We start from the raw sequence: 22,069 nt of genomic DNA on the forward strand, positions 1-22,069 counted from the left end.
CGCATGAGTAGTACCAGACGGCGCAAGGTCGGTATCGCGGGCGCGGTCGTCGGTGTCGCGTCGGCCGGAGTGGCCGCAGGGGCTCTCGCCAAGCGGTACGCCGTCGGACGCATCAGGCTCCGCCCCGACCTGGAGGCGAGCGAGCCGCTCGGAGAGCTGCGCGGCCGCCCCACCACGGTCACCACCTCCGACGGTGTTCCCCTGTACGCCGAGGTCGACGGGCAGGAGGAGGCTCCGCTCACCGTGGTGTTCTGCCATGGTTACACGCTCAACCTCGACTCCTGGCACTACCAGCGGCGCGACCTGGGCGGCGAGCACCGCCTGGTCCTGTGGGACCAGCGCTCCCACGGGCGCTCGCCACGCATCCCGATGAAGGACTGCTCGATCGACCGGCTCGGCGACGACCTGGCCGAGGTGATCGAGGCGCTGGTGCCCGGCCCGTGCGTGCTCGTCGGCCACTCCATGGGCGGTATGACGATCATGGCGCTGGCCGACAGGCACCCGGAGCTGTTCGGCGACAGGATCAGAGGGGTGGCGCTGATCTCCACCTCCACCGGCAAGCTCGGTGAGATCTCCCTGGGCCTGCCCGCGCTGCTGTCGAAGGCGGTGCACAAGGTCACGCCGGGCACGGTGTCGATCCTGAGACGCGGTGGCTCGCTGGTCGACAAGAGCCGCCAGGTCGGCAACGATGTGGCCTTCCTCGTCCTGCGCCACCTGGGTTTCGGTGATTCCAAGAACATCAGCCCCACGGTCGTCGACTTCGCCGAGTCGATGATCCGCTCCACCCCGTTCGAGGTGATCGCCGAGTTCTACCCGGCGCTGATGTCGCACGACAAGCTGAGCGCGCTACGCGTGCTGGACGAGGTCCCGACCTCCATCATGGTCGGCGACAAGGACTGGCTCACCCCCGTCGAGCACAGCAGGGCGATGGCGGCGGCGCTGCCGAGCGCCCGGTTCACCGAGGTTCCGGAAAGTTCGCACCTGGTCCAGCTGGAGCGGCCTACCGTGGTCAACGACGCCCTGCACGACCTGCTCAAGCGGGTGGACACGGCCGACATCGATGACGAGGACCGGTGAGCCGCAGGCGCACGTACGGCGTACGGTGAGCCCTGAGCGGGGTTCGCCGGGGCCGTGAAGACGGCGCTGAGCCCTGGAAGGTCCTGGAAGACCTCGTGAGGCCCAGGAAGGCATGGAACAGGAGTGACGAAGCGGTGAGAATCGTGGCGACCGCCGAGGAGATGCGGGAGCTGGGCGAGGAGTTGGCGGCCCTGTTGCGCCCGGGGGACCTCGCGGTGCTCTCGGGCCCGCTCGGCGCGGGCAAGACGACCCTGGTGCAGGGGATCGCCGAAGGGCTCAAGGTGCGCGGCCCGATCACCTCGCCGACCTTCGTCATCGCCCGGGTGCACCCCTCGCTCTCGGGTGGACCGGCCCTGGTCCACGTCGACGCCTACCGCCTCGGGGGTGATCTGGAGGTCGACGACCTGGACCTGGACGCCTCGATCGAGGAGTCGGTGACGGTCGTGGAGTGGGGCGAGGGCCTGGTGGAGGGGCTCGCCGACGACCGGCTGGAGATCCTCATCGGCAGGGGCGCGTCCGAAGAGCCGGGGGAGGAGCGGACCGTCACCCTCAGGGGAATCGGGCCGCGCTGGCACGGCGTCATCTGATCTGCCTACAAAGACAGAGAAATCCTGGCACGCTCGGACTACGCACCATTGGTCTAGATCGTCAGGCGTGATGATCGACTCTTGCGGGTTTGCCCATGTTTAATGGGGAACAGGTGGGAAATCGTGCCGGGCGAGGGTCGTCGGCCGGAGGGCGAAGTGGAGTTCGACGGTGCCAAGCGTCAAGCGTGTCGCGGTTGTGGGAGCCATCCTCCTTTTCGGACTGGTCGGGTGCTCTGCGGGTGCCGAAACGGCCGACCCGTCGGGCACACCCACCACGGCCCCACCTGATTCCGGCATCAGCCGGCAGGACATCGAGGTCCAACTCCAACCGGCCCGCGCCAAGGCCGGGCAGAAGGTATGGATCCTGGCCAACTGCCCGATCCCGCAGGGCGGCCCCGAGCATCGCGGTACCGCGTCCTCCAAGATCTTCCGCACCCCGGTGACCCTCGACCCGATCCTCGCGACGCCTACGCCCGACCCCGCCTCGACCGCGACCCCGGCACCGCGTCCGTGGGTCCGTGGCCAGGCCACCGTCGCCGAGGGCACCGAACCCGGGATCCACGAGGTCAACGCGAGGTGCGAGGGGACCAACGACACCGGCAAGGCCAACCTCAGGATCGTGGCCGACACCGAGCCGAGCTCCACCCCCACCTCCAAGCCGACCAGGACGATCATCAGCACCGAGGCGCCGGAGACGGGTGGCGGCGGCACCGCCGCCGGAGGCCCGAACGACTCGGGCGCCCCGATCGGCACGACCGGCGTCCTGCTCGCCCTCGCCCTGGCCGGCGGCATCGGCATCGCGGTCGTGCGTCGCCGCCGTTCGTAGTCCTCCATGGCCGATTCAACCCGCTGGTCCAGGATCGTCCTGGCCGGGGTCATCACCGGCGTCGTCCTGGTCGCGTTCGGCAACCGGGGCGGCGAGGTCGAGAAGGAGAAGGCGCCCGCCCGCGCGTCGGTCTCGCCCAGCCGCATCGACATCCCCTCACTGGGGATCAAGGCGCCGCTGATGAAGCTCGGCGTGACCGACGGCCGGGTCGACCTGCCGCCGTACGAGAAGCCGAACGTCGCGGGCTGGGTGAAGGACAGCGCGGTCCCCGGCGACGAGGGGTCCGCGGTGATCCTCGGGCACGTGGACACCAAGACCGCGCCCGCGGTCTTCTACAAGCTCAAGGAGATGCGGGAGGGGCAGGTGATCAAGGTCGTACGCAGCGACGGCAAGGTCGCCCAGTACCGGGTGGACACGGTCGAGCAGATCAGCAAGAACCGGTTCCCCGCCGACAAGGTCTATCTTGAGGACGGCCTGCGACTGATCACCTGCGGCGGGACCTTCGACTGGGACAGCCACGAGTATCGCGACAACCTCATCGTCTACGCCACCCTGGTCAAGACCTGAGCCCTCGCGGGACGGGCTAGGCTAAGTGTTCGTGCTGGTCCTGGCCTTTGACACCGCGACCCCCGCCGTCACCGCAGCTCTGCACGACGGTGCGAGGGTCCTCGCCGAGTCGACGACGATCGACGCGCGCCGCCACGGCGAGCTGCTCGTCCCCACGATCGAGACGGTCCTGAGCGAGGCCGGGGCCTCGCTCCGCGACGTCACCGCCATCGTCGCGGGCTCGGGACCCGGCCCCTACACCGGCCTGCGGGTCGGCCTGGTGACCGCCCAGGCCCTCGCGACGTCGCTGGGCGTCCCGGCGTACGGCGTGTGCACCCTCGACGCGCTCGCGTACGGCAGCGGACCGGACGAGCCGTTCCTGGTGGCCACCGACGCCCGGCGCAAGGAGGTGTTTTGGGGCCACTACCGGGACCCGCGCACCCGGCTGTCGGGCCCCGCGGTGGACCGGCCCCAGGACCTGCCGGGGGAGCTCCCGCTGGTCGGCGCGGGCGCGCGGATGTACGCCGAGATCGTCGGCGCCTCCCGGATCCTGGACGTGCCGGAGTATCCCGGCGCGGGCGCGATGGCGGCGCTCGCCGCCGGGCGACTCGGCGAGCCGGGCGTCCGCGAGGCCGCGGAGAGCGGCACCCACCCCGTGCTCGGTCCGCCCAGGCCGATCTACCTGCGCCGGCCCGACGCCAAGGTGCCCTCGGCGCCCAAGAAGGTCTCCACGTGACGGCCGTCCTGCGCCGGATGACCGCGGACGACCTGCCCGCGGTGATGGAGGTCGAGCGGAAGACCTTCCCCGCCGACGCCTGGAGCGAGGGCATGCTCCGGGGGGAGCTCGACGACCAGCCGAGGACCAGGCACTACGTGGTGGCCCTGGTCGACGGCGTGATCGTCGGCTACGCGGGCCTCGCCGCGGCGGGGGACCAGGCCGACGTGCAGACCATCGCCGTCCTGGCCGAGTGGCGCGGGAACGGCGTCGGCGGCGCGATGCTGACCGATCTTCTGGCCGAGGCCGCCCGCAGGGGCGCCGTGTCGGTCTTCCTGGAGGTGCGCGCCGACAACCTGGGCGCGCAGGCCGTCTACGACAGGTTCGGGTTCGAGCGGATCGGCCTGCGCCGCCGCTACTACGAGGACGGCACTGACGCGATCATGATGAGGAAGGATCTCCATGCGTGACGAACCGGTGGTCCTGGGCATCGAGACCTCCTGCGACGAGACGGGAATCGGCCTCGTCAGGGGGCACACGATGCTGGCCAACGCCATCGCCTCCAGTGTCGAGCAGCACGCCCGCTTCGGCGGGGTGGTGCCCGAGGTCGCCTCCAGGGCGCACCTGGAGGCGATGACCCCGACCGTGGAGCGGGCACTGGAGCGGGCGGGCCTGCGGTTCGCCGACGTCGACGCGATCGCGGTCACCGCCGGGCCCGGCCTGTCCGGCGCGCTGCTCGTCGGCGTCGCCGCGGCCAAGGCGTACTCGCTGGGCCTGGGCGTGCCGCTGTACGGCGTCAACCACCTCGCCGCCCACGTCGCGGTGGACCAGCTGGAGCACGGGGCGCTGCCCAAGCCCTGCATCGCGATGCTGGTCTCCGGCGGGCACTCGTCGCTGCTGCTGGTGCCCGACGTCGCCAGGGACGTCATCTCGCTGGGTTCCACGGTGGACGACGCCGCGGGCGAGGCGTTCGACAAGGTGGCGAGAGTGCTCGGCCTGCCGTTCCCCGGCGGGCCGCACATCGACAGGGTGGCCCGTGACGGCTCCGGCGCGGCGATCGCGTTCCCGCGCGGCAAGTACGACGACGGGACGCTCGACTTCTCCTTCTCCGGCCTGAAGACCGCGGTGGCCCGATGGGTGGAGGCGAGGGAGAAGGCGGGTGAGCCGGTTCACGTGCCCGACGTGGCGGCGTCGTTCCAGGAGGCCGTCGTCGACGTGCTGACCCGCAAGGCGTTGCAGGCGTGCGCCAAGTACGACGTTCACGACCTGCTGATCGGTGGCGGGGTGGCGGCCAACTCCCGGCTGAGGGCGATGGCACAGGAGCGCTGTGACGCGGCCGGTGTCCGGTTGCGGGTCCCCAGCCCCGGGCTGTGCACGGACAACGGCGCCATGGTGGCGGCCCTGGGCTCGGACCTGGTCGCGGCCGGCATCACGCCGTCGCGGCTGGACATCCCGGCCGACTCCTCGATGCCCATCACCACCGTCCACGTCTGACGGGCCCCGTCCTCGTCAGGGGATGACGCCCGGCCGAGGGCGTCCGCGCGCTCCGTCGAACCCCCGCCGAGGGCGTCCGCGCGCGCCCCGCCGATCCCGCCGGGGGTGTTCGTGCGTTGGACCCCCGCCGGCGTGTCCGTGTGCGCCCGTCGGCCGTCGCGCCCCCGTTGGGCGGCGGCCGCATGGGGCTCTCCCCTTTGCCGCGGGTTCTTCCTCCGGGGGCCGCCCCGAGGATTTCTCCTTCGAGAGCTCCTTCCTCCCGGAGGCACTTCACCACGGGTGCCTTAGACGGAGTGCAGGGTGAGCACCGGGTAGTCGGTGTAGCCGCGGTGGTCGCCGCCGAAGGCCGAGCTGAAGTCGGCCTGGTTGAGCTCGGCGCCGAGGCGGAGGCGGAGCGGCAGGTCGGGGTTGGCCAGGAACGACTGGCCCAGCGAGACCAGGTCGGCGCCGCGCTCCAGCCACCGCGTGACCCTTTCGACCGGGGCGTCGATCGAGGGGTCGTTGACGATGAGGGCGTTCGACCACAGCGTCTGGATCTCCTGGTTGAGCTCCTCGGAGGAACTCGCCACCAGGTGGAGGTAGCCGAGGTCGAGCGCGGCGAGCTCGGAGACGAGCGCCGGGTAGATCTCGTGCATGTCGTCCTCGACCAGGTCACCCGCGCCGTTGCCCGGCGAGAGGCGGATGCCGACCTTGGAGGCGCCGATCCGGTCCACGACCGCCCGCGCGGTCTCCACGGCGAAGCGGATCCTGTTCTCCGGCGAGCCGCCGAAGTGGTCGTCGCGCAGGTTGGCGTTCTGCGACAGGAACTGCTGGATGAGGTAGCCGTTGGCGCCGTGCAACTCGATCCCGTCGAAGCCCGCCTCCACGGCGCGTGCGGCGGCGTCGGCGAAGTCCTGGACGGTGGACTCGACCTGGGCGGTCGTCAGTTCGAGCGGGGTCTGGTAGTCCTGCAGGCCGGTGGGCGTGAAGATCTGCCCCGCCGGCCGTACGGCGGACGGCCCCAAGGGGAGCGCGCCGGTGTTGTCGGGGTGGCCGATCCGGCCGGCGTGCATGATCTGGGCGAAGATCCTGCCGCCCGCCGCGTGGACGGCGTCGGTGACCTCACGCCACCCGGCCACCTGTTCGTCGGTGTGCAACCCCGGGGTGTTCATGTAGCCCTTGCCGGCCTGGCTGGGTTGGACCCCCTCGGTGATGATCAGGCCCGCCGAGGCCCGCTGGGCGTAGTACAGGGCGGTGAGCGACGAGGGGATTCCGTCGACGTAGGCCCGAGAGCGTGTCATGGGCGCCATCACCAGGCGGTTGGGCAGCTGGAGGCCGGCGAGCGTGAACGGTGAGAACGGCATGGTGAACTCCTTTTGTTGGCTGGCCAACTTGGCTAGCCAATAAGTAGTTCTACAACTTGGTCGGCCAACATGCAAGCGGGTAGTCTCGGGGAGAGCGGAAGGACCCGACCATGGCGGAGTTGTCGATCGACGAAGAGCGCGACGTGACCGAAGAGCGCGGCACGACACCCGAGGCCCTCTCCGGAGGAGGTGACGAGGCCGGGGCGTGTCCCTCGTCCGCCGGCGAGTGCGGCGACTACGACAACGACCTCAACTGCCTGATGGCCTACGCCACTCGCGGCCACCGCGTGCTGCTCGCCGACCTCCTCGGCGAGATCGACCTCTACCCGGGCCAGGAGCGTGTGATGGGCGCGCTGTGGGACAACGGCCCCCAGTCGCAGAACGCCCTGGCGAGAATCGTCGGCGTCGACGTGTCCACCATGACCAAGACCCTGCAGCGCCTGGAGCGCAGCGGTTTCGTCAGTCGCAGGCCCGACCCCGCCAACCGGCGGATCAGCATCGTCGACATCACGCCCAAGGGGCACGCGCTCCGCCCGGAGGTGGACCGGGTCCTCGCCGAGGTGCACCGGCGGATGACCAACGGACTGACGGCCGAGCAGACCGACGAGCTGTCGTCCCTGCTCTCGGTGGTCAGGAACAACCTGTGCCGCGAGGCGAAGGTCGTCGAAGGCGAGGGGAGGCGCCCGGCGGCCGATGCCACCCGCTCCGGCTGACGGCGTCCGTGCTTCTCGCGCGGTTCGTCCTCTCCCCGTGAGGCCCGGGTCTCCCCACACGGTGAGGGCCGGGCGGGATCTTCCGCGAAGGGCGAGCGGGACCGGTGAGGCCGGGCGGGATTTTCGCGAAGGCCGAGCGGGACCGGGGAGGGCCCGGAGCGGCCCCCGGCGGAGAACCGAGGTCAGTCCTTGTCGCCCCTGGTGGGACGGAGCAACGCCTCGGCCAGGGCGAGCATGGTCTCCTCCAGGGCGCTCAGACGACGGGTGAGGTCGGCGTGCGCGGGCTCCACGGTCTCGCTCAGGGCCTCGGAGAGCTCGTCGCGGTCGGGCAGGGCGCGGAGCGTCTCGGCGAGAGGGGAGAGTGCCGCCTCCGCCCTGATGACGCGCTCGTCCAGGGAGTCGAAGCGCTCGCGCTGCTCGGCGGTCTGAACGCCGATGAGCGCGCCGACGCCGAGCACGGCCGGCAGGTCCTCCAGGCGCTCGTCCAGGCTCTCCAGGCGCTCTGCGGACTTCTCCGCGCGCCCGTCCAGCGTGGACAGCCGGGAGTCGATGACGTCCATCCGGCAGGTGAGGCGCCCCTCGATGTCGTCGAGGCGCTCGTCGAGGGTGTCGAAGCGGCCACCGGCCGTCATGCGATGGCCGTCCAGCCTGTCGATGCGGCTCTCGACGGCGGCGGTGCGCTCGTCGATCCTCGGCGCGACCAGGTCGACCCCGGCGCCCACCTGCTCGACTCTTCCGCTCACCAGGTCGACCTTGCCGTTCACCTGCTCGACGGCGGCGAGCATCCGGTCCGTGGCCGTGCCGACGGCCTGCTGGACGCTCGCCACCAGGTCGAGCATCCCCGCCTCGACGCGCCCGGTGCGCTGGGAGAGGTCGGCCACGGCCCGGTCGAGGCGGCTGAACCGGTGCGCCGCGACGCCCATGTCGGCCTGGAGCCTGCCCAGGTGCTCGGCCAGTTGCCCCACCTGCTCGTCGAGGCCCTGGGTGCCGTCGGAGATCGCCCGTAGGCGGGTGAGCGCCTCGTCCATGCTCTCGCCCACGGAACCGAGGTCGGTCCACAGGCTCGGCAGCTCGCCCAGGGGGACGACCCGGTCGCGGACGGTGTCGACGCGGCGGCCGAGGGAGTCGACCCGCTCGCCGACGGTGTCGACGTGGTCGCGTATCGCCTCGACGTGCTGGGCCAGGCCCTCGGCCCAGGAGGGCGGGCGGGCGGCGATGTCGTCCAGCCGGCCGTGGACGGACTCCAGCGTGCCGTTCAGCCCGCCGATCTCGCGCTCCCTGACCTCGCGAAGCACCCACTCCATGCCCTCCAGGCGCCGCCGGATCTCGTCGAGCACGGCCCCCTGGGTGCGCTGCTCGTAGACGTGGTCCTGTGCCGCGCGGGCGAGGAGCTCACGCATCCGGTCGGAGATGGCGGCCTGGCCGCCTGCCTGGAGCAGGGTGTGGTCGGAGTGATCCACCGAGAGCTCCTTCGCTCGCCGACGCTCAGCCGCGCGGTTGGGTTTGATGGGATTTGCTGATGAACGAGAGGGAAACGCAGGCGAGAGAGAACTCCCGCCCGGCAACCTTAGCCCCTGGATCAGGGTTTTCTGGCAGCGAGAATAAAAGAAAGGAATTGCCGGTTGGCTGGAAGAATTGACTATTTTGGCTGGTCAGATGGTGATGATCCGCCGGTCAGTCGGGGGTGCACACGAAGGCGAACGGCCGGTCACCGATTCGGGTGAGAATGACCACCGCGGATTCCCCGCCGGAAAGTCGGAGGTCTTTCCTGAGGCGGTCGACGTCCACCGCTGAGCCACGCTTCTTGATCGTCACATTGCCGGCGCCGCGCTCGCGGAGCGCCGCCCGCAACCGCTTGAGCGAGAACGGCAGCGTCTCGTGGACCTCGTACCGCGACGCCCACGGCGTCGGCGTCGCGGTGTCACCGGTGATGTAGGCGATCTGCGGGTCGAGCAGGTGCCCGCCGACCGACGCGGCGATCTCCGCGACCAGGTGGGCGCGGATCGCCGCGCCGTCCGGCTCGTAGATGTAGCGTCCCGCGGGGCCGGTGGCGGGATCGCCGAGGGCGGGGTCGGGGGTCATCGTGGCCCCCGACGGCAGGATCGTCGCCCTGCGCGCCGCCTCGCCCGCCAGCGCACCGCACCAGATCACGGCCTCCTTGACGTCGCCTTTGTACGAGACCCACTCGGCCTCCGCGCCCTCGGGGACGAACTCGTACGGGATCCCGGGGGCGACCTTCAGGCAGGCGGCCCCGGCTCGGGCCACCATCTCCAGCACGGCGGGCCAGGGCGGTGAGTATCCCATCGGGTCGAAGGTCCGGCCCCGCGCGCCGCGGCGCGCGGGGTCGGCGAACAGGACGTCGAAGGCGGCCGGGTCCAGGGTGGAGGCGTCGGCGGCGCGGACCGAGACCCGGTCGCCGAAGCCCAGGGCGTCGGCGTTGGCCTGGGCGATCGCGGCGGTGAGCGGGTCGGCGTCGACGGCCTCGACGGAGCACCCGGCCCTGGCCAGGGCGAGGAGGTCGCCGCCGATGCCGCAGCAGACGTCGGCGACCCGCGAGCCCGGGGGGAGGCGCCGCGCCCTGTGGTCGGCGACCTCGCGGCGGGTGGCCTGCTCCAGGCCGGTCCGGGTGAAGTACATGAGATCGGCGTCGGCGCCGAACTTCTCCCTCGCGCGCAGCCTGAGCGTCGCCTGGGTGAGCGCCGCGGAGGTCAGGTCCGCGTCGTAGATCTTCCTTAACCTCGTCACCGCCGTCACCGGGTCGTCGGCGGCGGTCTCGGCCGCGGCGCCCAGAGCCTCCTGGCCGCGCTGGGTGAGGAGCTCCCGGAATGCGTCGAGATTCACATCGGCCGACGCTACCGCCTCGGCCGTAGGGCTTCGCCGTAGGGCTTCCACCTGGCTTGACGTTCGCGTGAAGCGGAGAAGGGGTGCTTCGTGTTGACTGTCAAGGCCACCTTGCATACTGTTCCGTATTGGCACTCTCCCGGTGAGAGTGCCAAATACATGCGACGAGGCAGGTCTGACACCCGCGACGGCAGACCGCTGGTCGCCTCTTCTAGATCATTCATATCTGAAGGGGAGGTCCGACGTGACGACCGCCACCAAGGTTCCCGTTAAGCCGCTCGGCGACCGCATTGTGGTCCAGCCGCTTGAGGCCGAGCAGACCACCGCTTCCGGTCTGGTCATCCCGGACACCGCCAAGGAGAAGCCGCAGGAGGGCAAGGTCCTCGCGGTGGGTCCCGGCAACTGGGACGACGAGGGCGAGAAGCGGATTCCGCTCGACGTCAAGGAGGGCGACGTGGTCCTCTACAGCAAGTACGGCGGCACCGAGGTGAAGTACAACGGCGAGGAGTATCTCGTGCTCTCCGCCCGTGACGTGCTCGCCATCATCGAGAAGTAGTTCTCGCTTCACAAAGATGACGTATCGAGCCCCGGGTCGCGTCAGCGCCCGGGGCTTTGATGCGCCGACGTACTTATAGAGAGGATTGTCATGCCGAAGACCCTGTCGTTCGAGGAGGACGCGCGCCGAGCTCTCGAGCGCGGCGTGAACGCTCTCGCGGACGCGGTCAAGGTGACGCTGGGCCCGCGCGGCCGCAACGTCGTCATCGACAAGAAGTTCGGTGCGCCCACCATCACCAACGACGGTGTCACCATCGCCCGCGAGGTCGAGCTGGAGACGCCGTACGAGAACCTGGGCGCCCAGCTGGCCAAGGAAGTGGCGACCAAGACCAACGACGTCGCCGGTGACGGCACCACCACCGCGACGGTCCTGGCCCAGGCCATGGTCCGCGAGGGTCTGCGCAACGTGGCCGCCGGAGCGCAGCCGCTCTCCCTCAAGCGCGGCATCGACATCGCGGCCAGGACCGTGAGCGACCGGCTGATCGAGTCGGCCCGTCCGGTCGAGGACAAGAAGGAGATCGCGAATGTGGCGACGATCTCCGCGCAGGACGCCAAGATCGGTGAGCTGATCGCCGAGGCGTTCGACAAGGTGGGCAAGGACGGTGTCATCACCGTCGAAGAGTCCAACAGCATGGGCCTGGAGCTCGAGTTCACCGAGGGTCTCCAGTTCGACAAGGGTTACCTGTCGCCCTACATGGTGACCGACCAGGAGCGCATGGAGGCGATCCTGGAGGACCCCTACATCCTGATCACCCAGGGCAAGATCGCCTCTGTCGCCGACTTCCTGCCGCTGCTCGAGAAGATCGCGCAGACGAAGAAGGCCCTGCTGGTCATCGCCGAGGACGTCGAGGGCGAGGCCCTCGCGGTCCTCGTCACGAACAAGATCCGTGGCACCTTCACCTCCGTCGCCGTCAAGGCGCCGGGCTTCGGTGACCGCCGCAAGGCCATGCTGCAGGACATCGCCATCCTCACCGGTGGCCAGGTCGTGAGCGAGGAGATCGGCCTCAAGCTGGAGCACGTCGGCCTGGAGGTGCTGGGCACCGCCCGGCGCGTCGTCATCACCAAGGACTCCACCACCGTCGTCGACGGTGCCGGTGAGGCCGCGGCGATCGCCGACCGCGTCAAGGAGATCAAGCTCGCCATCGAGCAGTCCGACTCCGACTGGGACCGCGAGAAGCTCCAGGAGCGCCTCGCCAAGCTCTCCGGCGGCGTCTGCGTGCTCAAGGTCGGCGCGGCCACCGAGGTGGAGCTGAAGGAGAAGAAGCACCGCCTGGAGGACGCCATCTCGGCGACGCGTGCGGCGATCGAGGAGGGCATCGTCTCCGGCGGTGGCTCCGCGCTCATCCACGTCTCCAAGGTCCTCGACGACCTGGGCCTGACGGGTGACGAGGCGACCGGTGTCTCCATCGTCCGCAAGGCTCTCGTCGAGCCGGCCCGCTGGATCGCGGAGAACGCCGGCCTTGAGGGCTACGTCGTGACGGCGAAGGTCACCGAGCTGTCCGTCGGCCAGGGCTTCAACGCCGCCACCGGCGAGTACGGCGACCTGATCGCCCAGGGCGTCATCGACCCGGTCAAGGTCACCCGCTCGGCCGTCCAGAACGCCGCCTCCATCGCCGGCATGCTGCTGACGACCGAGGCCCTCGTGGTGGACAAGCCCGAGGAGGAGGCCCCGGCCGCCGGCCAGGGTCACGGCCACGGCCACGGCCACTGATTCCTCAGCGGTTCCGAAGCGGTTCCGAACGGCTCGCGTCTCGCAGGAGGCGCGAGCCGTTCGTGTTTCGCGGTAAACCGAAAACGATCTCAAGCGTCATGTCGGACGGAAGACCAAACGCGGTTCTAGCGAATAGACGATGTATTTGGCAATCGAATGAAATATTTGCACATTCTGTAGTCGTTGCCGTCGCTGTTTGATTACGCCCCGTTACTCCGCCTCAATGTGACCAATCCGTAGCCGTTTGCGATGACGACAGTCACTATCGGGGCGGGCATCATGCCTAACGTGACCGAGGGATGCGTCGCCGACGCCAAAAATGGGGTGAGGCTTGCGACGAGGTCTGATGGGGTCGCCCACAGGGATGATCTCAAGGATCTGACAAGCCTCGCCGTTCAGGGGGATCGCACCGCGATCGAATCTCTGATCGCGCAACTGCGGCCGATGGTCGTCCGATATTGCCGTGGTCGTCTGGGCCGGGTTTCCGGCCAGTATCACATCGCGGACGACGTGGCCCAGGAAGTATGCATAGCGGTGCTGTCCGCGCTGCCCCGATACCGTGACATGGGACGCCCGTTCGCTTCCTTCGTCTTCGGTATCGCGTCTCACAAGGTGGCCGACGCGCTGCGCAGCTCCGTGCGATCCGCCGTGCCCACCCAGGATCTTCCTGACGGGCCCGACGAGGGGCCGGGGCCCGAGGAGACGGTGGTGCGTTACATCGAGGCCGAACACGCCCGCCGGCTGCTGTCCAGGCTGCCCGACAACCAACGCGAGCTGCTCATGCTCCGAGTGGTGTCGGGTCTTTCCGCCGAGGAGACCGGTAATGTACTCGGCATGTCACCAGGTGCGGTTCGTGTGGCCCAGCACAGGGCGCTCGCCCGGTTGCGAGCGATGGCGGAGCTGGAGTCGATAGCTTGACCGCGGAGCCGTCGAAGAGGGGGCGCGAGCGCAAGCCCGAGCCGCGGGACGGGGATCGCGACGACCCGGAGCGAGAACGATCATGACAACGGTTCACCCGCGCCGTCCGGTTCGTAGATACGGGCCGGACGAGGACCCGGCGGTAGCCGAGACCGACGAGCTCGTGGAGGCCCTCTCGGGCAGGACGCCCGTCTCCACCTCGGACGTCGCGGTCGCGCTGCTGGCGGCCCTGGTCGACGACGTGGATCAGCGGTGTTCTTCGGTGTCGATCACGCCGTCCACGTAACCACGGGCGTATTCCCAGCTCACGTAGTCGGTGGGGTTGGGCTGGTAGGCGGGCTCGTGCACCTGGGGCTGGCCGTTCTCGATCATCTGGCGCAGGTTGCCGCGCAGCAGCTCCCAGTCGAAGTAGTGCTGCTCTCCACATTCCGGACAGTCGAGCACCAGGCCGAGCACGCCCTGAGGCTCCAGCAGCGAGCGGAAGACCTCCACGTCGGCGAGGTCGGTCATGGCCTCGTCGCGCTCGTCCGTCGTCAAGGGCTCGGGATCGTCGGCATCGCCCAGCGCCGCCGCCGGGTCGTCGGGGTCATCCGCGAATGGGTCGCGAGGGACATCGTCGAGCACGATCCCACCTTATGGCCTGGATGTGACAGACGAGTTCCGAACTGTATGAGTGGGACGCTTTAGGACAGTGCGGGCAACTCGGAGATGCCGAAGGTCCCCGGCGATGGGGGAAGGTCCAGGTGACAGGGGAGCCCGAGGGCGGCGGCCGTGCCGGTAGGCCCCGGGGAGCCTCGGGAGCCCGGGTGGCCCGGGGGAGCCTAGGCGAGCCAGCCGCGCCGGGCGGCCTCCACCCCCGCCTGGAACCGCGACTGCGCCCCCAGTTCGGACATGGCGTCGGCGAACCTGGCACGCACCGTGCGGACCGAGACGCCCAGCTGCCGGGCGATCATCTCGTCGGTGACGCCCTGGCCGGCCAGTCGCAGCACCCGGACCACCCCGTCGTCGCGGTGGGTCCAGGGCAGGCGGGCGGCGCGGGCCCACAGCTCCTCGAAGAGTGAGCGCAGCGCGGCCACCACGACGGGAGCCCTCACCAGGTGGAAGTTGTAGGCGTTCTCGGGCAGCGTGCCGCCCCACTGGGCGGGCATGCCCGCGGCGTCGTCCCCCGCGATGAGGAACCAGCTCGGCACCGTGTCGAGGGTGCGGACCTCGGCCCCCGCCCGCTCGAACTGGTCCAGTTTGTCGCGCAGACCGGGGATCTCCAGGGTGTGCACCGGGATGGTGACCCGGCAGGAGAGCAGGCCGTCGCGCTGGGCCGCGATCCACTGGTCGGCGTAGCGGTGCGCGAAGTCGCTCATCGTCCGCCTGTCGGGGATGCCCGACATCAGCTTCAGCGGCGGGGCCTGGACCGCCATGCCGATCACGCTCTCGTAGAGCTCGTCCGCCCCTCCGACCAGGTCCACGGAGAACTGGCCGGTCTGGTAGTCGCGCCCGGCGTCGTACTGGTGGATGAAGCCGCGGATCGAGCCGAGCACGGTGTCGATCCTGCGACTCTCGGCGGCGAGCCGGTCCAGCCTCTCCGCGACCAGGTGGCCGAGGGCCGCGGCCGGGTGACGGGCGAGGTACTCACCCCCCTGCTCGTCGACGACTCCCAGCCGTACCAGGGTGGCCAGCTCGCGGCCGATCGGCTCGGGCGAGCCGTTGGTGGCCTGGGCGAGTTCGGCGCAGGTGGCGCGGTGCAGGCGCAGGACCGCGTTGTAAAGGGTCGTCTGGGCCGGGGTGAGCCCCAGGGTTTCCAGTGGATCGGGCAGTGCGGGGGTGTCTGTGCGCATCGGTGAGGGACTCCTGCAGGTACACGAGGTCTGGCGAGGATAACCCGGCGAATCATCCCTGTCCGGGCGTTGCTTCTACTCGCATGCCCTCGTGTGCAGCTTCGTGCAATTGCACGTTCGGACATTGCGTGGCGAACGCATCGTGACGCACCCTTGACGCAGCGTCGGCAAAGGCGCGGATCACACCGCCATCCGGATGTGGAGGGGGGTTCGGGTGGTGTCAAGGCGTCCCCGCGCCGACGCCGGTGATCCGGGGGACCGAGCGGATCACCGACCGCTCGGTCCCTCGCTTTCCCTTTCCTCCCCGTTTTACCTGGGGGGCCCGTCTTTCCCCCGGGCCCCCCGGACCCCTCTTCTCTCCGCGGTCCACCTGTCTCGCCTTTTTCCCCCGGGTCCACCGGGTTTGGCGCCAGACTCTAAACTGTGACCCGGGGGTCGGCGCCTTTCCCCGTCATGAGAGCGCCGCGGCAGGAGGATTGCAGATGGCCAAGTTCACCGAGCCGGGGTTCACGTTCGACGACGTGCTCCTCGTTCCCGCGTATTCGGACCTGCAGCCGGGGCAGGCCGACACCACCACGCGGCTGTCTCGGGGCATCACCCTGCGGATCCCGCTGGTCTCGGCGGCGATGGACACGGTGACCGAGGCCCGTATGGCGGTGGCGATGGCACGCCAGGGCGGCATCGGCGTCCTGCACCGCAACCTGTCGATCGAGGACCAGGCCCAGCAGGCCGACCTCGTCAAGCGCTCTGAGGCCGGGATGGTCACCAACCCGGTCACCTGCTCCCCGGACGACACGCTGGCCGACGTCGAGCGCCTGTGCGCGACGTACCGGATCTCCGGGGTCCCGGTGACCGACGAGACCGGTGTGCTCGTCGGCATCGTCACCAACCGCGACATGCGCTTCGAGACCGACGAGAACCGTCCGGTACGCGAGGTCATGACCCCGATGCCGCTGGTCACCGCGCCGGTCGGGGTCTCCACCGACGACGCGTTCGACCTGCTCAAGCAGAACAAGATCGAGAAGCTCCCGCTGGTCGACGCCGGAGGGCGGCTGCGCGGGCTCATCACCGTCAAGGACTTCACCAAGAGCGAGCAGTATCCCCTCGCCACCAAGGACGCCGACGGCCGGCTCGTCGTGGGGGCGGCCGTCGGCGTCGGGGGCGACGCGGAGAAGCGGGCGATGGCGCTGATCGAGGCCGGGGTCGACGTGATCGTGGTGGACGTCGCGCACGGTCACTCCAAGGGCCTCGCCGACATGATCGCCAAGATCAAGTCCAACAGCCGGGTCGACGTGATCGGTGGCAACATCGCCACCCGCGCGGGCGCCCAGATGCTCGTCGACGCCGGGGTCGACGCGGTCAAGGTCGGCGTCGGGCCGGGCTCCATCTGCACCACCCGCGTGGTCGCCGGTGTCGGCACCCCGCAGGTGACGGCGATCCACGAGGCCTCGCTGGCCGCGGGTCCCGCCGGGGTTCCGGTGATCGGCGACGGCGGCCTGCAGTACTCGGGTGACATCGTCAAGGCCATCGCGGCCGGAGCCGACACGGTCATGCTCGGCTCGCTCCTGGCGGGTTGCGAGGAGTCCCCGGGTGAGCTGATCTTCATCAACGGCAAGCAGTTCAAGTCGTACCGGGGGATGGGCTCGCTCGGCGCGGTCCGCAACCGCGAGCGCGGCGGCGCCTCCTTCAGTAAGGACCGCTACGCGCAGGGCGACGTCGGCCACGAGGACAAGTTCATCCCCGAGGGCATCGAGGGGCAGGTCCCCTACCGCGGCCCGGTCGCCGCGGTGGCCCACCAGCTCATCGGGGGTCTGCGCCAGGGCATGTGGTACTCCGGGTGCCGTACGGTCGCCGAGATGCACGAGCGGTGCGAGCTGATGCCGATCACGGCGGCGGGCCTCAAGGAGAGCCACCCGCACGACATCCAGATGACGGTCGAGGCTCCCAACTACCACGGTCGCTAGAGCGGCGCGCGCCGCTCACGCGGGAGAACGTGGCGTGCGCCCCGCACGCACGAGACGCCGCGCGTACGGCCGTACCGCAGGGAACGGCGTGTCGGGCGCACGCAGGGAACACAGCGTGCGCTGTGCGCGCACGGAACACGGCGTGCCGGGCGCACGCATGGAACACGGCGTGCGCTGTGCGCGCACGGAACGGGAAAGACAGGCATATGACTCAGGTAGAGATCGGCCGCGGCAAGAACGGCCGCCGTGCCTACGCGCTCGACGAGATCGGCATCGTTCCCTCCCGTCGCACCCGCGACCCGGAGGAGGTCTCGATCGCCTGGCAGATCGACGCCTACCGCTTCGAGCTGCCCGTCGTGGTGAGCCCGATGGACAGCGTGGTCTCACCGAAGACCGCCATCGAGGTCGGCAGGCTCGGCGGTCTCGCCGTGCTCGACCTCGAAGGGCTGTGGACCAGGTACGACGACCCGACGCCCCTGCTGGAAGAGGTGGCCGAGCTCAAGGGCGCGCCCGCCACGAAGCGGCTGCAGGAGATCTACGACGCGCCGATCAAGGAGGAGCTGATCGGCCGCCGCATCGAGGAGATCCGCGCCGCCGGGGTGGCGACGGCCGTCCGGCTGTCCCCGCAGCGCACGGTCCAGTACCACAAGGCCGTCATCGACGCGGGCGTGGACATCTTCGTGATCCGCGGCACCACGGTCTCGGCCGAGCACGTCTCCGGCAGGGCCGAGCCGCTCAACCTCAAGCAGTTCATCTACGAGCTCGACGTGCCCGTCGTCGTCGGGGGGTGCGCCACCTACACCGCGGCGCTGCACCTGATGCGGACCGGCGCGGCCGGGGTGCTCGTCGGCTTCGGCGGCGGTGCCTCGCACACCACCCGCACGGTGCTGGGCGTGGTGGTGCCGATGGCCACCGCGATCTCCGACGTCGCCGCCGCCCGCCGCGACTACATGGACGAGTCCGGTGGCCGTTACGTCCACGTCATCGCCGACGGCGGCATGGGCACCTCCGGTGACATCGCCAAGGCGATCGCCGTGGGCGCGGACGCGGTCATGGTCGGCTCGCCGCTGGCGAGGGCCGTCGAGGCTCCCGGCCGGGGCTTCCACTGGGGGTCCGAGGCGCAGCACCCCGAGCTGCCCAGGGGCAAGCGGGTCGAGTTCGGCACGGTCGGCACGCTGGAGCAGATCCTGCACGGCCCCTCCTCGGTCGCCGACGGCTCGATGAACCTGATGGGCGCGCTCAAGCGCACGATGGCCACCGCCGGATACTCCGACCTCAAGGAGTTCCAGCGGGTCGAGGTCGTCGTCGCTCCGCAGGGCTGACCTTCTCGCGAGGGCGGGGCCGGACCTCACGCCGGCCCCCGTGAGGTCGATCGAGGCAGGGTGGATTTCGCGCGGCAGGCCCTCCCGGTGTGGTCCGGCGGTTCGCCCGGCACGGCGCCGGGGCCGTGGAGCGTGATCTCGGTGAGCTCTCCCTCAACGCCCACCACGCCGTGCACCTGATGGCCGGGTCGCTGGAACCCGGCCTGGTCGGCATCCGCCGGGACCGGCCCTGATCCGGTCCTGATGCGGCTCTGATCCGCTGGGTCAGCGGGGCTCGGTGATCCAGGTGCCCCCGCGCATGACGCCGGAGACCTCCAGGTCGTCGGTGAGCACCACCAGGTCGGCCCGCTTGCCGACCGAGACGGATCCCAGGTGGTCGGCGAGTCCCAGAACCCTAGCGGGGGTGAGGGAGGCGATCTCGGACGCCTCGGCCAGGGACAGGCCCACCTCGCGCACGGCGCGGCGGAACGCGACGTCCATGGTGAGGGTGCTGCCCGCGATGGTGCCGCTCCCGGCGAGCCTGGCCTCACCGTTCACCACGTTCACCGTCATCGGGCCGAGCTCGTAGACGCCGTCGCCCATGCCCGCCGCCGCCATGGCGTCGGTGATCAGCGCGGTCCTGCCGGGCCCCGCGACCTCGAAGGCGAGGCGCGTCATGGCCGGGTGCAGGTGCACGCCGTCGTTGATCAGCTCCACCGTGACGCGCTCGTCCTGGAGCAGCGCGGCGATCGGCCCGGGATCGCGGTGGTGCAGCGGCGGCATCGCGTTGTAGAGGTGGGTCGCGACGCTGCCGCCCGCCTCGATGCCCGAGATCGTCTGCTCGTAGGTGGCGTCGCTGTGGCCGAGGGCAGCGATCACCCCGTTGGCTGTCGCCTCCCGTACGGTCTCCAGCGCGCCGGGCAGTTCGGCGGCGATGGTGATCATCCGTACGTGGCCGCGTCCGGCCTTGAGCAACCCGGCGAGCTCCGCCGGTGAGGGGTCCCGCAGCAGGGCCGGGTTGTGCGCACCGCAGCGGGCGGTGGAGATGTAGGGGCCCTCGAAGTGGATACCGGCGAGCAGGCCGTCCTCGCACAGGTCGGCGAGGGAGGCGGCGGCCCTGGCCAGATCGTCCGTGGAGGCGGTGACCAGGCTGGCCATGAGCGTGGTGGTGCCGTGACGGGCGTGCAGGTCGACGGCGAGGCTCGCCTGGTCGGGGTCCCCGGTGGGGAAGGAAGCGCCTGCCCCGCCGTGGTTGTGGATGTCGACGAAACCGGGCACGACGTACCGGCCGCCGAGACCGAGCCCGGCGCCGGGGGCCGAGCCCTGGCCCACGTGGGTGATGCGGCCGTCTTCGATGGTGAGCCAGCCTTCGTGGACACCTTCGGGGGTCACGACGCGGGCGTCGGCGAGTGTGATGCTCATGCTGCCCATCCTTGCGGGTCCCCGGGAGAACCGGCTCCCGGCACGGCCGTCGGGACCACGGGGGCAGGGATCTTCTCCCTGTGAAGCGACGTGGTGCTCGCGCTCGACTTCGGATGGCCGGTGCGCCGTCCTCAGGTGACCGGTGATATACCGGGCGCGTCCGCTTTCCGGTGAGTTGCTGGTGAAATGCTGCCGAGAACTTGGTTTCCTGATGTTCATGGGGTACGGCCTGAGTGCTGCCCGCCTTCCCTACCGGTCAGTAGTAATGCCTAGGGTAGATGGGTAGATACCTCACGTAAGGCGACAAGACGCACCCCAGGGGGTCGCACAATGACGGCGCGAATGGGCACCGGACGACTTGGTCCTGCCGAGCGGTCCGCCGCACTGGCGCAGATGGGCGCCGAAGAACTCGACGTGGTGGTGATCGGAGGCGGGGTCGTCGGAGCGGGGGTCGCCCTGGACGCGGTGACCAGGGGGTTGTCCGTCGGGCTGCTGGAGGCGCGCGACTTCGCCTCCGGCACCTCCTCCAGGTCGTCCAAGCTGATCCACGGCGGTCTGCGCTATCTGGAACAGCTCAATTTCGAGTTGGTGAGGGAGGCGCTCCAGGAACGGGCCCTGCTGCTGCAGCGGATCGCCCCTCACCTGGTCAGGCCGGTGCCGTTCTTGTTCCCGCTGACGCATTACGGCTGGGAGCGGCCCTATGTCGGCGCGGGTCTGGTGCTGTACGACACGATGGGCTTCTCCACCGGGCTCGCGAGGGGCGTACCGGGCCACAGGCACCTGTCGCGTACGAGGGCGTTGCGGCTCGCGCCCGCGCTGCGCAAGACGGCGTTCTCGGGTGCGGTGCAGTACTGGGACGCCCAGGTCGACGACGCCCGCCATGTGATGACCACGCTGCGGACGGCGGCGATGTACGGGGCGAACGTCGCCTCACGGGCGCAGGTGGTGGGTTTCCTGCGCGAGGGGGAGCGGGTCACCGGGGTCCGGGTGCGTGACCTGGAGGGCGGCAAGGAGTTCGAGGTGCGGGCACGGCAGGTGGTGAACGCCACCGGGGTGTGGACCGACGACATCCAGGAGATGGTCGGCGGGCGCGGGCAGATCCACGTGAGGGCCTCCAAGGGCATCCACCTGGTGGTGCCGCGCGACCGGATCCACTCCCTCACCGGGATCATCCTGCGCACCGAGAAGTCGGTGCTGTTCGTCATTCCCTGGGGCCGGCACTGGATCATCGGCACCACCGACACCCGGTGGGAGCTGGACCGGGCCCACCCGGCGGCGTCGCGCTCCGACATCGACTACGTCCTCGACCACGTGAACGAGATGCTCTCGGTCCCGCTCACCCGCGAGGACGTCGAGGGTGTCTACGCGGGGCTGCGCCCGCTGCTGTCGGGGGAGTCGGAGGAGACGTCCCAGCTCTCCCGCGAGCACGTGGTGGCCCATCCCGTGCCGGGGCTGGTGATGGTGGCCGGCGGAAAATACACGACATATCGCGTTATGGCGAAGGATGCGGTCGACGCCGTGGCACACGGCCTGGACCAGCGGGTCCCGCCCTCCTGCACCGATCGCGTCCCGCTGGCCGGGGCCGAGGGCTACCAGGCGCTGTGGAACTCCCGGCAGCGGCTCGCCCAGTCCTCCGGGCTGCACGTGGCCAGGATCGAGCACCTGCTCCAGCGGTACGGGTCGATGATCGACGAGGTCCTGGCGCTGGTCGAGCAGGACCCGTCGCTGGGCAAGCCGCTCACCGGGGCCGACGACTACCTGCGGGCGGAGGTGGTCTACGCGGCGACCCACGAGGGTGCCCGGCACGTGAACGACGTGCTGACCCGGCGTACGCACATCTCGATCGAGACCTTCCACCGAGGAGTGGGCGTGGTCCAGGAGGCGGCCCAGCTGCTCGCCGGGCCACTGGGCTGGGACGCCGAGCAGATCAAGCGCGAGGTGGAGTACTACACCAAGCGCGTCGAGTCGGAACGGCTGTCCCAGGAGCAGGACACCGACCACGAGGCCGACGCCATCCGCCTCGGCGCCCCGGAGATCGTGCCGGTCGCCGTTCCCGAGACGGACTCCGTCTAGCCTCGGGGAAACCGGGAAGCGGACCTCCTCGACGGAGGTTCTCGAACCGGAGGGCTCCGCAACCGGCCCTCGCGAAGGAGGACCTCGAACCGGGAGATCGCGGAACCGGCACCCGGAAACCGGGAGGTCCCCGGGTCCCGAGAAGCTCGGG

22 protein-coding genes are annotated in these 22,069 nt (G+C 70.1%); 16 read left to right on the top strand and 6 right to left on the bottom strand.

Annotated features, from left to right (window positions below; translation table 11 throughout):
* Positions 1 to 3 precede the first annotated feature (3 nt).
* From ACFY3V_RS16035 to tsaD, 7 genes are all read left to right on the top strand, one after another.
* The gene (locus tag ACFY3V_RS16035; RefSeq protein ID WP_389773868.1) at positions 4 to 1,077 is read left to right on the top strand and encodes an alpha/beta fold hydrolase; all 1,074 of its coding nucleotides are present in this window, start codon (positions 4 to 6) and stop codon (positions 1,075 to 1,077) included.
* Between the two features lie 134 nt (positions 1,078 to 1,211).
* Positions 1,212 to 1,664, top strand: a complete 453-nt coding sequence (gene tsaE, locus ACFY3V_RS16040) for a tRNA (adenosine(37)-N6)-threonylcarbamoyltransferase complex ATPase subunit type 1 TsaE (protein WP_362896026.1) — start codon at positions 1,212 to 1,214, stop codon at positions 1,662 to 1,664.
* A 169-nt stretch (positions 1,665 to 1,833) separates the two neighbouring features.
* A complete protein-coding gene (locus ACFY3V_RS16045; RefSeq protein WP_350943324.1) occupies positions 1,834 to 2,490 on the top strand; it encodes a hypothetical protein in 657 nt (218 codons plus the stop codon).
* Between the two features lie 6 nt (positions 2,491 to 2,496).
* Positions 2,497 to 3,057: a class F sortase gene (locus tag ACFY3V_RS16050; RefSeq protein WP_362896031.1), complete on the top strand. Its 561-nt coding sequence runs from the start codon at positions 2,497 to 2,499 to the stop codon at positions 3,055 to 3,057.
* Positions 3,058 to 3,088: 31 nt separating this feature from the next.
* The gene (gene tsaB, locus ACFY3V_RS16055; RefSeq protein ID WP_350943568.1) at positions 3,089 to 3,772 is read left to right on the top strand and encodes a tRNA (adenosine(37)-N6)-threonylcarbamoyltransferase complex dimerization subunit type 1 TsaB; all 684 of its coding nucleotides are present in this window, start codon (positions 3,089 to 3,091) and stop codon (positions 3,770 to 3,772) included.
* Positions 3,769 to 4,221 carry a ribosomal protein S18-alanine N-acetyltransferase gene (gene rimI / locus ACFY3V_RS16060; RefSeq protein ID WP_389773874.1) on the top strand — a complete coding sequence of 151 codons (453 nt, stop codon included), beginning with the start codon at positions 3,769 to 3,771 and terminating at the stop codon, positions 4,219 to 4,221. Before tsaB ends, rimI begins: the two co-directional genes overlap by 4 nt.
* A complete protein-coding gene (gene tsaD, locus ACFY3V_RS16065; RefSeq protein WP_350943328.1) occupies positions 4,214 to 5,245 on the top strand; it encodes a tRNA (adenosine(37)-N6)-threonylcarbamoyltransferase complex transferase subunit TsaD in 1,032 nt (343 codons plus the stop codon). Before rimI ends, tsaD begins: the two co-directional genes overlap by 8 nt.
* Positions 5,246 to 5,529: 284 nt before the next feature.
* On the opposite strand, the gene ACFY3V_RS16070 is transcribed toward tsaD, so the two are convergent.
* Positions 5,530 to 6,588 (bottom strand): alkene reductase, encoded by a 1,059-nt coding sequence (locus ACFY3V_RS16070; RefSeq protein ID WP_362896039.1) that lies wholly within the window; start codon positions 6,586 to 6,588, stop codon positions 5,530 to 5,532.
* Positions 6,589 to 6,698: 110 nt separating this feature from the next.
* On the opposite strand from ACFY3V_RS16070, the gene ACFY3V_RS16075 reads away from it, so the two are divergent.
* Entirely contained in the window at positions 6,699 to 7,301 is a 603-nt protein-coding gene (locus tag ACFY3V_RS16075; RefSeq protein ID WP_362896042.1) for a MarR family transcriptional regulator, read from the top strand.
* A 182-nt stretch (positions 7,302 to 7,483) separates the two neighbouring features.
* Here ACFY3V_RS16075 and ACFY3V_RS16080 read toward each other — a convergent pair whose 3' ends face one another.
* Complete coding sequence (locus tag ACFY3V_RS16080) at positions 7,484 to 8,761, bottom strand: hypothetical protein (protein ID WP_362896045.1); 1,278 nt, start codon at positions 8,759 to 8,761, stop codon at positions 7,484 to 7,486.
* A 214-nt stretch (positions 8,762 to 8,975) separates the two neighbouring features.
* On the bottom strand, positions 8,976 to 10,142 hold the full coding sequence (locus ACFY3V_RS16085; protein ID WP_389773879.1) for a methyltransferase domain-containing protein: 1,167 nt from the start codon (positions 10,140 to 10,142) through the stop codon (positions 8,976 to 8,978).
* A 244-nt stretch (positions 10,143 to 10,386) separates the two neighbouring features.
* Here ACFY3V_RS16085 and groES point away from each other — a divergent pair, with 244 nt between their 5' ends.
* The 4 genes from groES (at position 10,387) to ACFY3V_RS16105 (ending at position 13,612) form a co-directional block, all read left to right on the top strand.
* Entirely contained in the window at positions 10,387 to 10,698 is a 312-nt protein-coding gene (gene groES, locus ACFY3V_RS16090) for a co-chaperone GroES (RefSeq protein WP_030912806.1), read from the top strand.
* A gap of 90 nt (positions 10,699 to 10,788) precedes the next feature.
* Positions 10,789 to 12,408, top strand: coding sequence for a chaperonin GroEL (groL, locus tag ACFY3V_RS16095; RefSeq protein ID WP_350943337.1), 1,620 nt, complete (start codon positions 10,789 to 10,791; stop codon positions 12,406 to 12,408).
* 279 nt (positions 12,409 to 12,687) lie between these two features.
* Complete coding sequence (locus ACFY3V_RS16100; protein WP_329090055.1) at positions 12,688 to 13,326, top strand: sigma-70 family RNA polymerase sigma factor; 639 nt, start codon at positions 12,688 to 12,690, stop codon at positions 13,324 to 13,326.
* A gap of 82 nt (positions 13,327 to 13,408) precedes the next feature.
* Entirely contained in the window at positions 13,409 to 13,612 is a 204-nt protein-coding gene (locus tag ACFY3V_RS16105; RefSeq protein WP_350943339.1) for a hypothetical protein, read from the top strand.
* Here the strand turns inward: ACFY3V_RS16105 and ACFY3V_RS16110 are convergent.
* Complete coding sequence (locus ACFY3V_RS16110; RefSeq protein ID WP_350943341.1) at positions 13,573 to 13,950, bottom strand: DUF5319 family protein; 378 nt, start codon at positions 13,948 to 13,950, stop codon at positions 13,573 to 13,575. The two genes, ACFY3V_RS16105 and ACFY3V_RS16110, sit on opposite strands and share 40 nt — an antisense overlap.
* 197 nt (positions 13,951 to 14,147) lie before the next feature.
* The gene (locus tag ACFY3V_RS16115; protein WP_362896056.1) at positions 14,148 to 15,158 is read right to left on the bottom strand and encodes a helix-turn-helix transcriptional regulator; all 1,011 of its coding nucleotides are present in this window, start codon (positions 15,156 to 15,158) and stop codon (positions 14,148 to 14,150) included.
* A gap of 482 nt (positions 15,159 to 15,640) precedes the next feature.
* Between ACFY3V_RS16115 and guaB the strand changes: the two genes are divergently transcribed.
* From guaB to ACFY3V_RS16130, 3 genes are all read left to right on the top strand, one after another.
* The gene (guaB, locus tag ACFY3V_RS16120; protein ID WP_389773885.1) at positions 15,641 to 17,122 is read left to right on the top strand and encodes an IMP dehydrogenase; all 1,482 of its coding nucleotides are present in this window, start codon (positions 15,641 to 15,643) and stop codon (positions 17,120 to 17,122) included.
* 206 nt (positions 17,123 to 17,328) lie between these two features.
* On the top strand, positions 17,329 to 18,444 hold the full coding sequence (locus tag ACFY3V_RS16125) for a GuaB3 family IMP dehydrogenase-related protein (protein ID WP_362896063.1): 1,116 nt from the start codon (positions 17,329 to 17,331) through the stop codon (positions 18,442 to 18,444).
* Between the two features lie 89 nt (positions 18,445 to 18,533).
* Positions 18,534 to 18,677 (top strand): hypothetical protein, encoded by a 144-nt coding sequence (locus ACFY3V_RS16130; protein WP_389773888.1) that lies wholly within the window; start codon positions 18,534 to 18,536, stop codon positions 18,675 to 18,677.
* 31 nt (positions 18,678 to 18,708) lie between these two features.
* Here the strand turns inward: ACFY3V_RS16130 and nagA are convergent, their stop codons facing one another.
* Positions 18,709 to 19,845, bottom strand: a complete 1,137-nt coding sequence (gene nagA / locus ACFY3V_RS16135) for an N-acetylglucosamine-6-phosphate deacetylase (RefSeq protein ID WP_362896068.1) — start codon at positions 19,843 to 19,845, stop codon at positions 18,709 to 18,711.
* Positions 19,846 to 20,175: 330 nt separating this feature from the next.
* On the opposite strand from nagA, the gene ACFY3V_RS16140 reads away from it, so the two are divergent.
* Positions 20,176 to 21,918 carry a glycerol-3-phosphate dehydrogenase/oxidase gene (locus ACFY3V_RS16140; protein WP_362896070.1) on the top strand — a complete coding sequence of 581 codons (1,743 nt, stop codon included), beginning with the start codon at positions 20,176 to 20,178 and terminating at the stop codon, positions 21,916 to 21,918.
* Positions 21,919 to 22,069: the final 151 nt, after the last annotated feature.

This window comes from Streptosporangium sp. NPDC000095 (assembly GCF_042899335.1).
In the GTDB taxonomy this organism is placed as follows: Bacteria; Actinomycetota; Actinomycetes; order Streptosporangiales; family Streptosporangiaceae; genus Streptosporangium.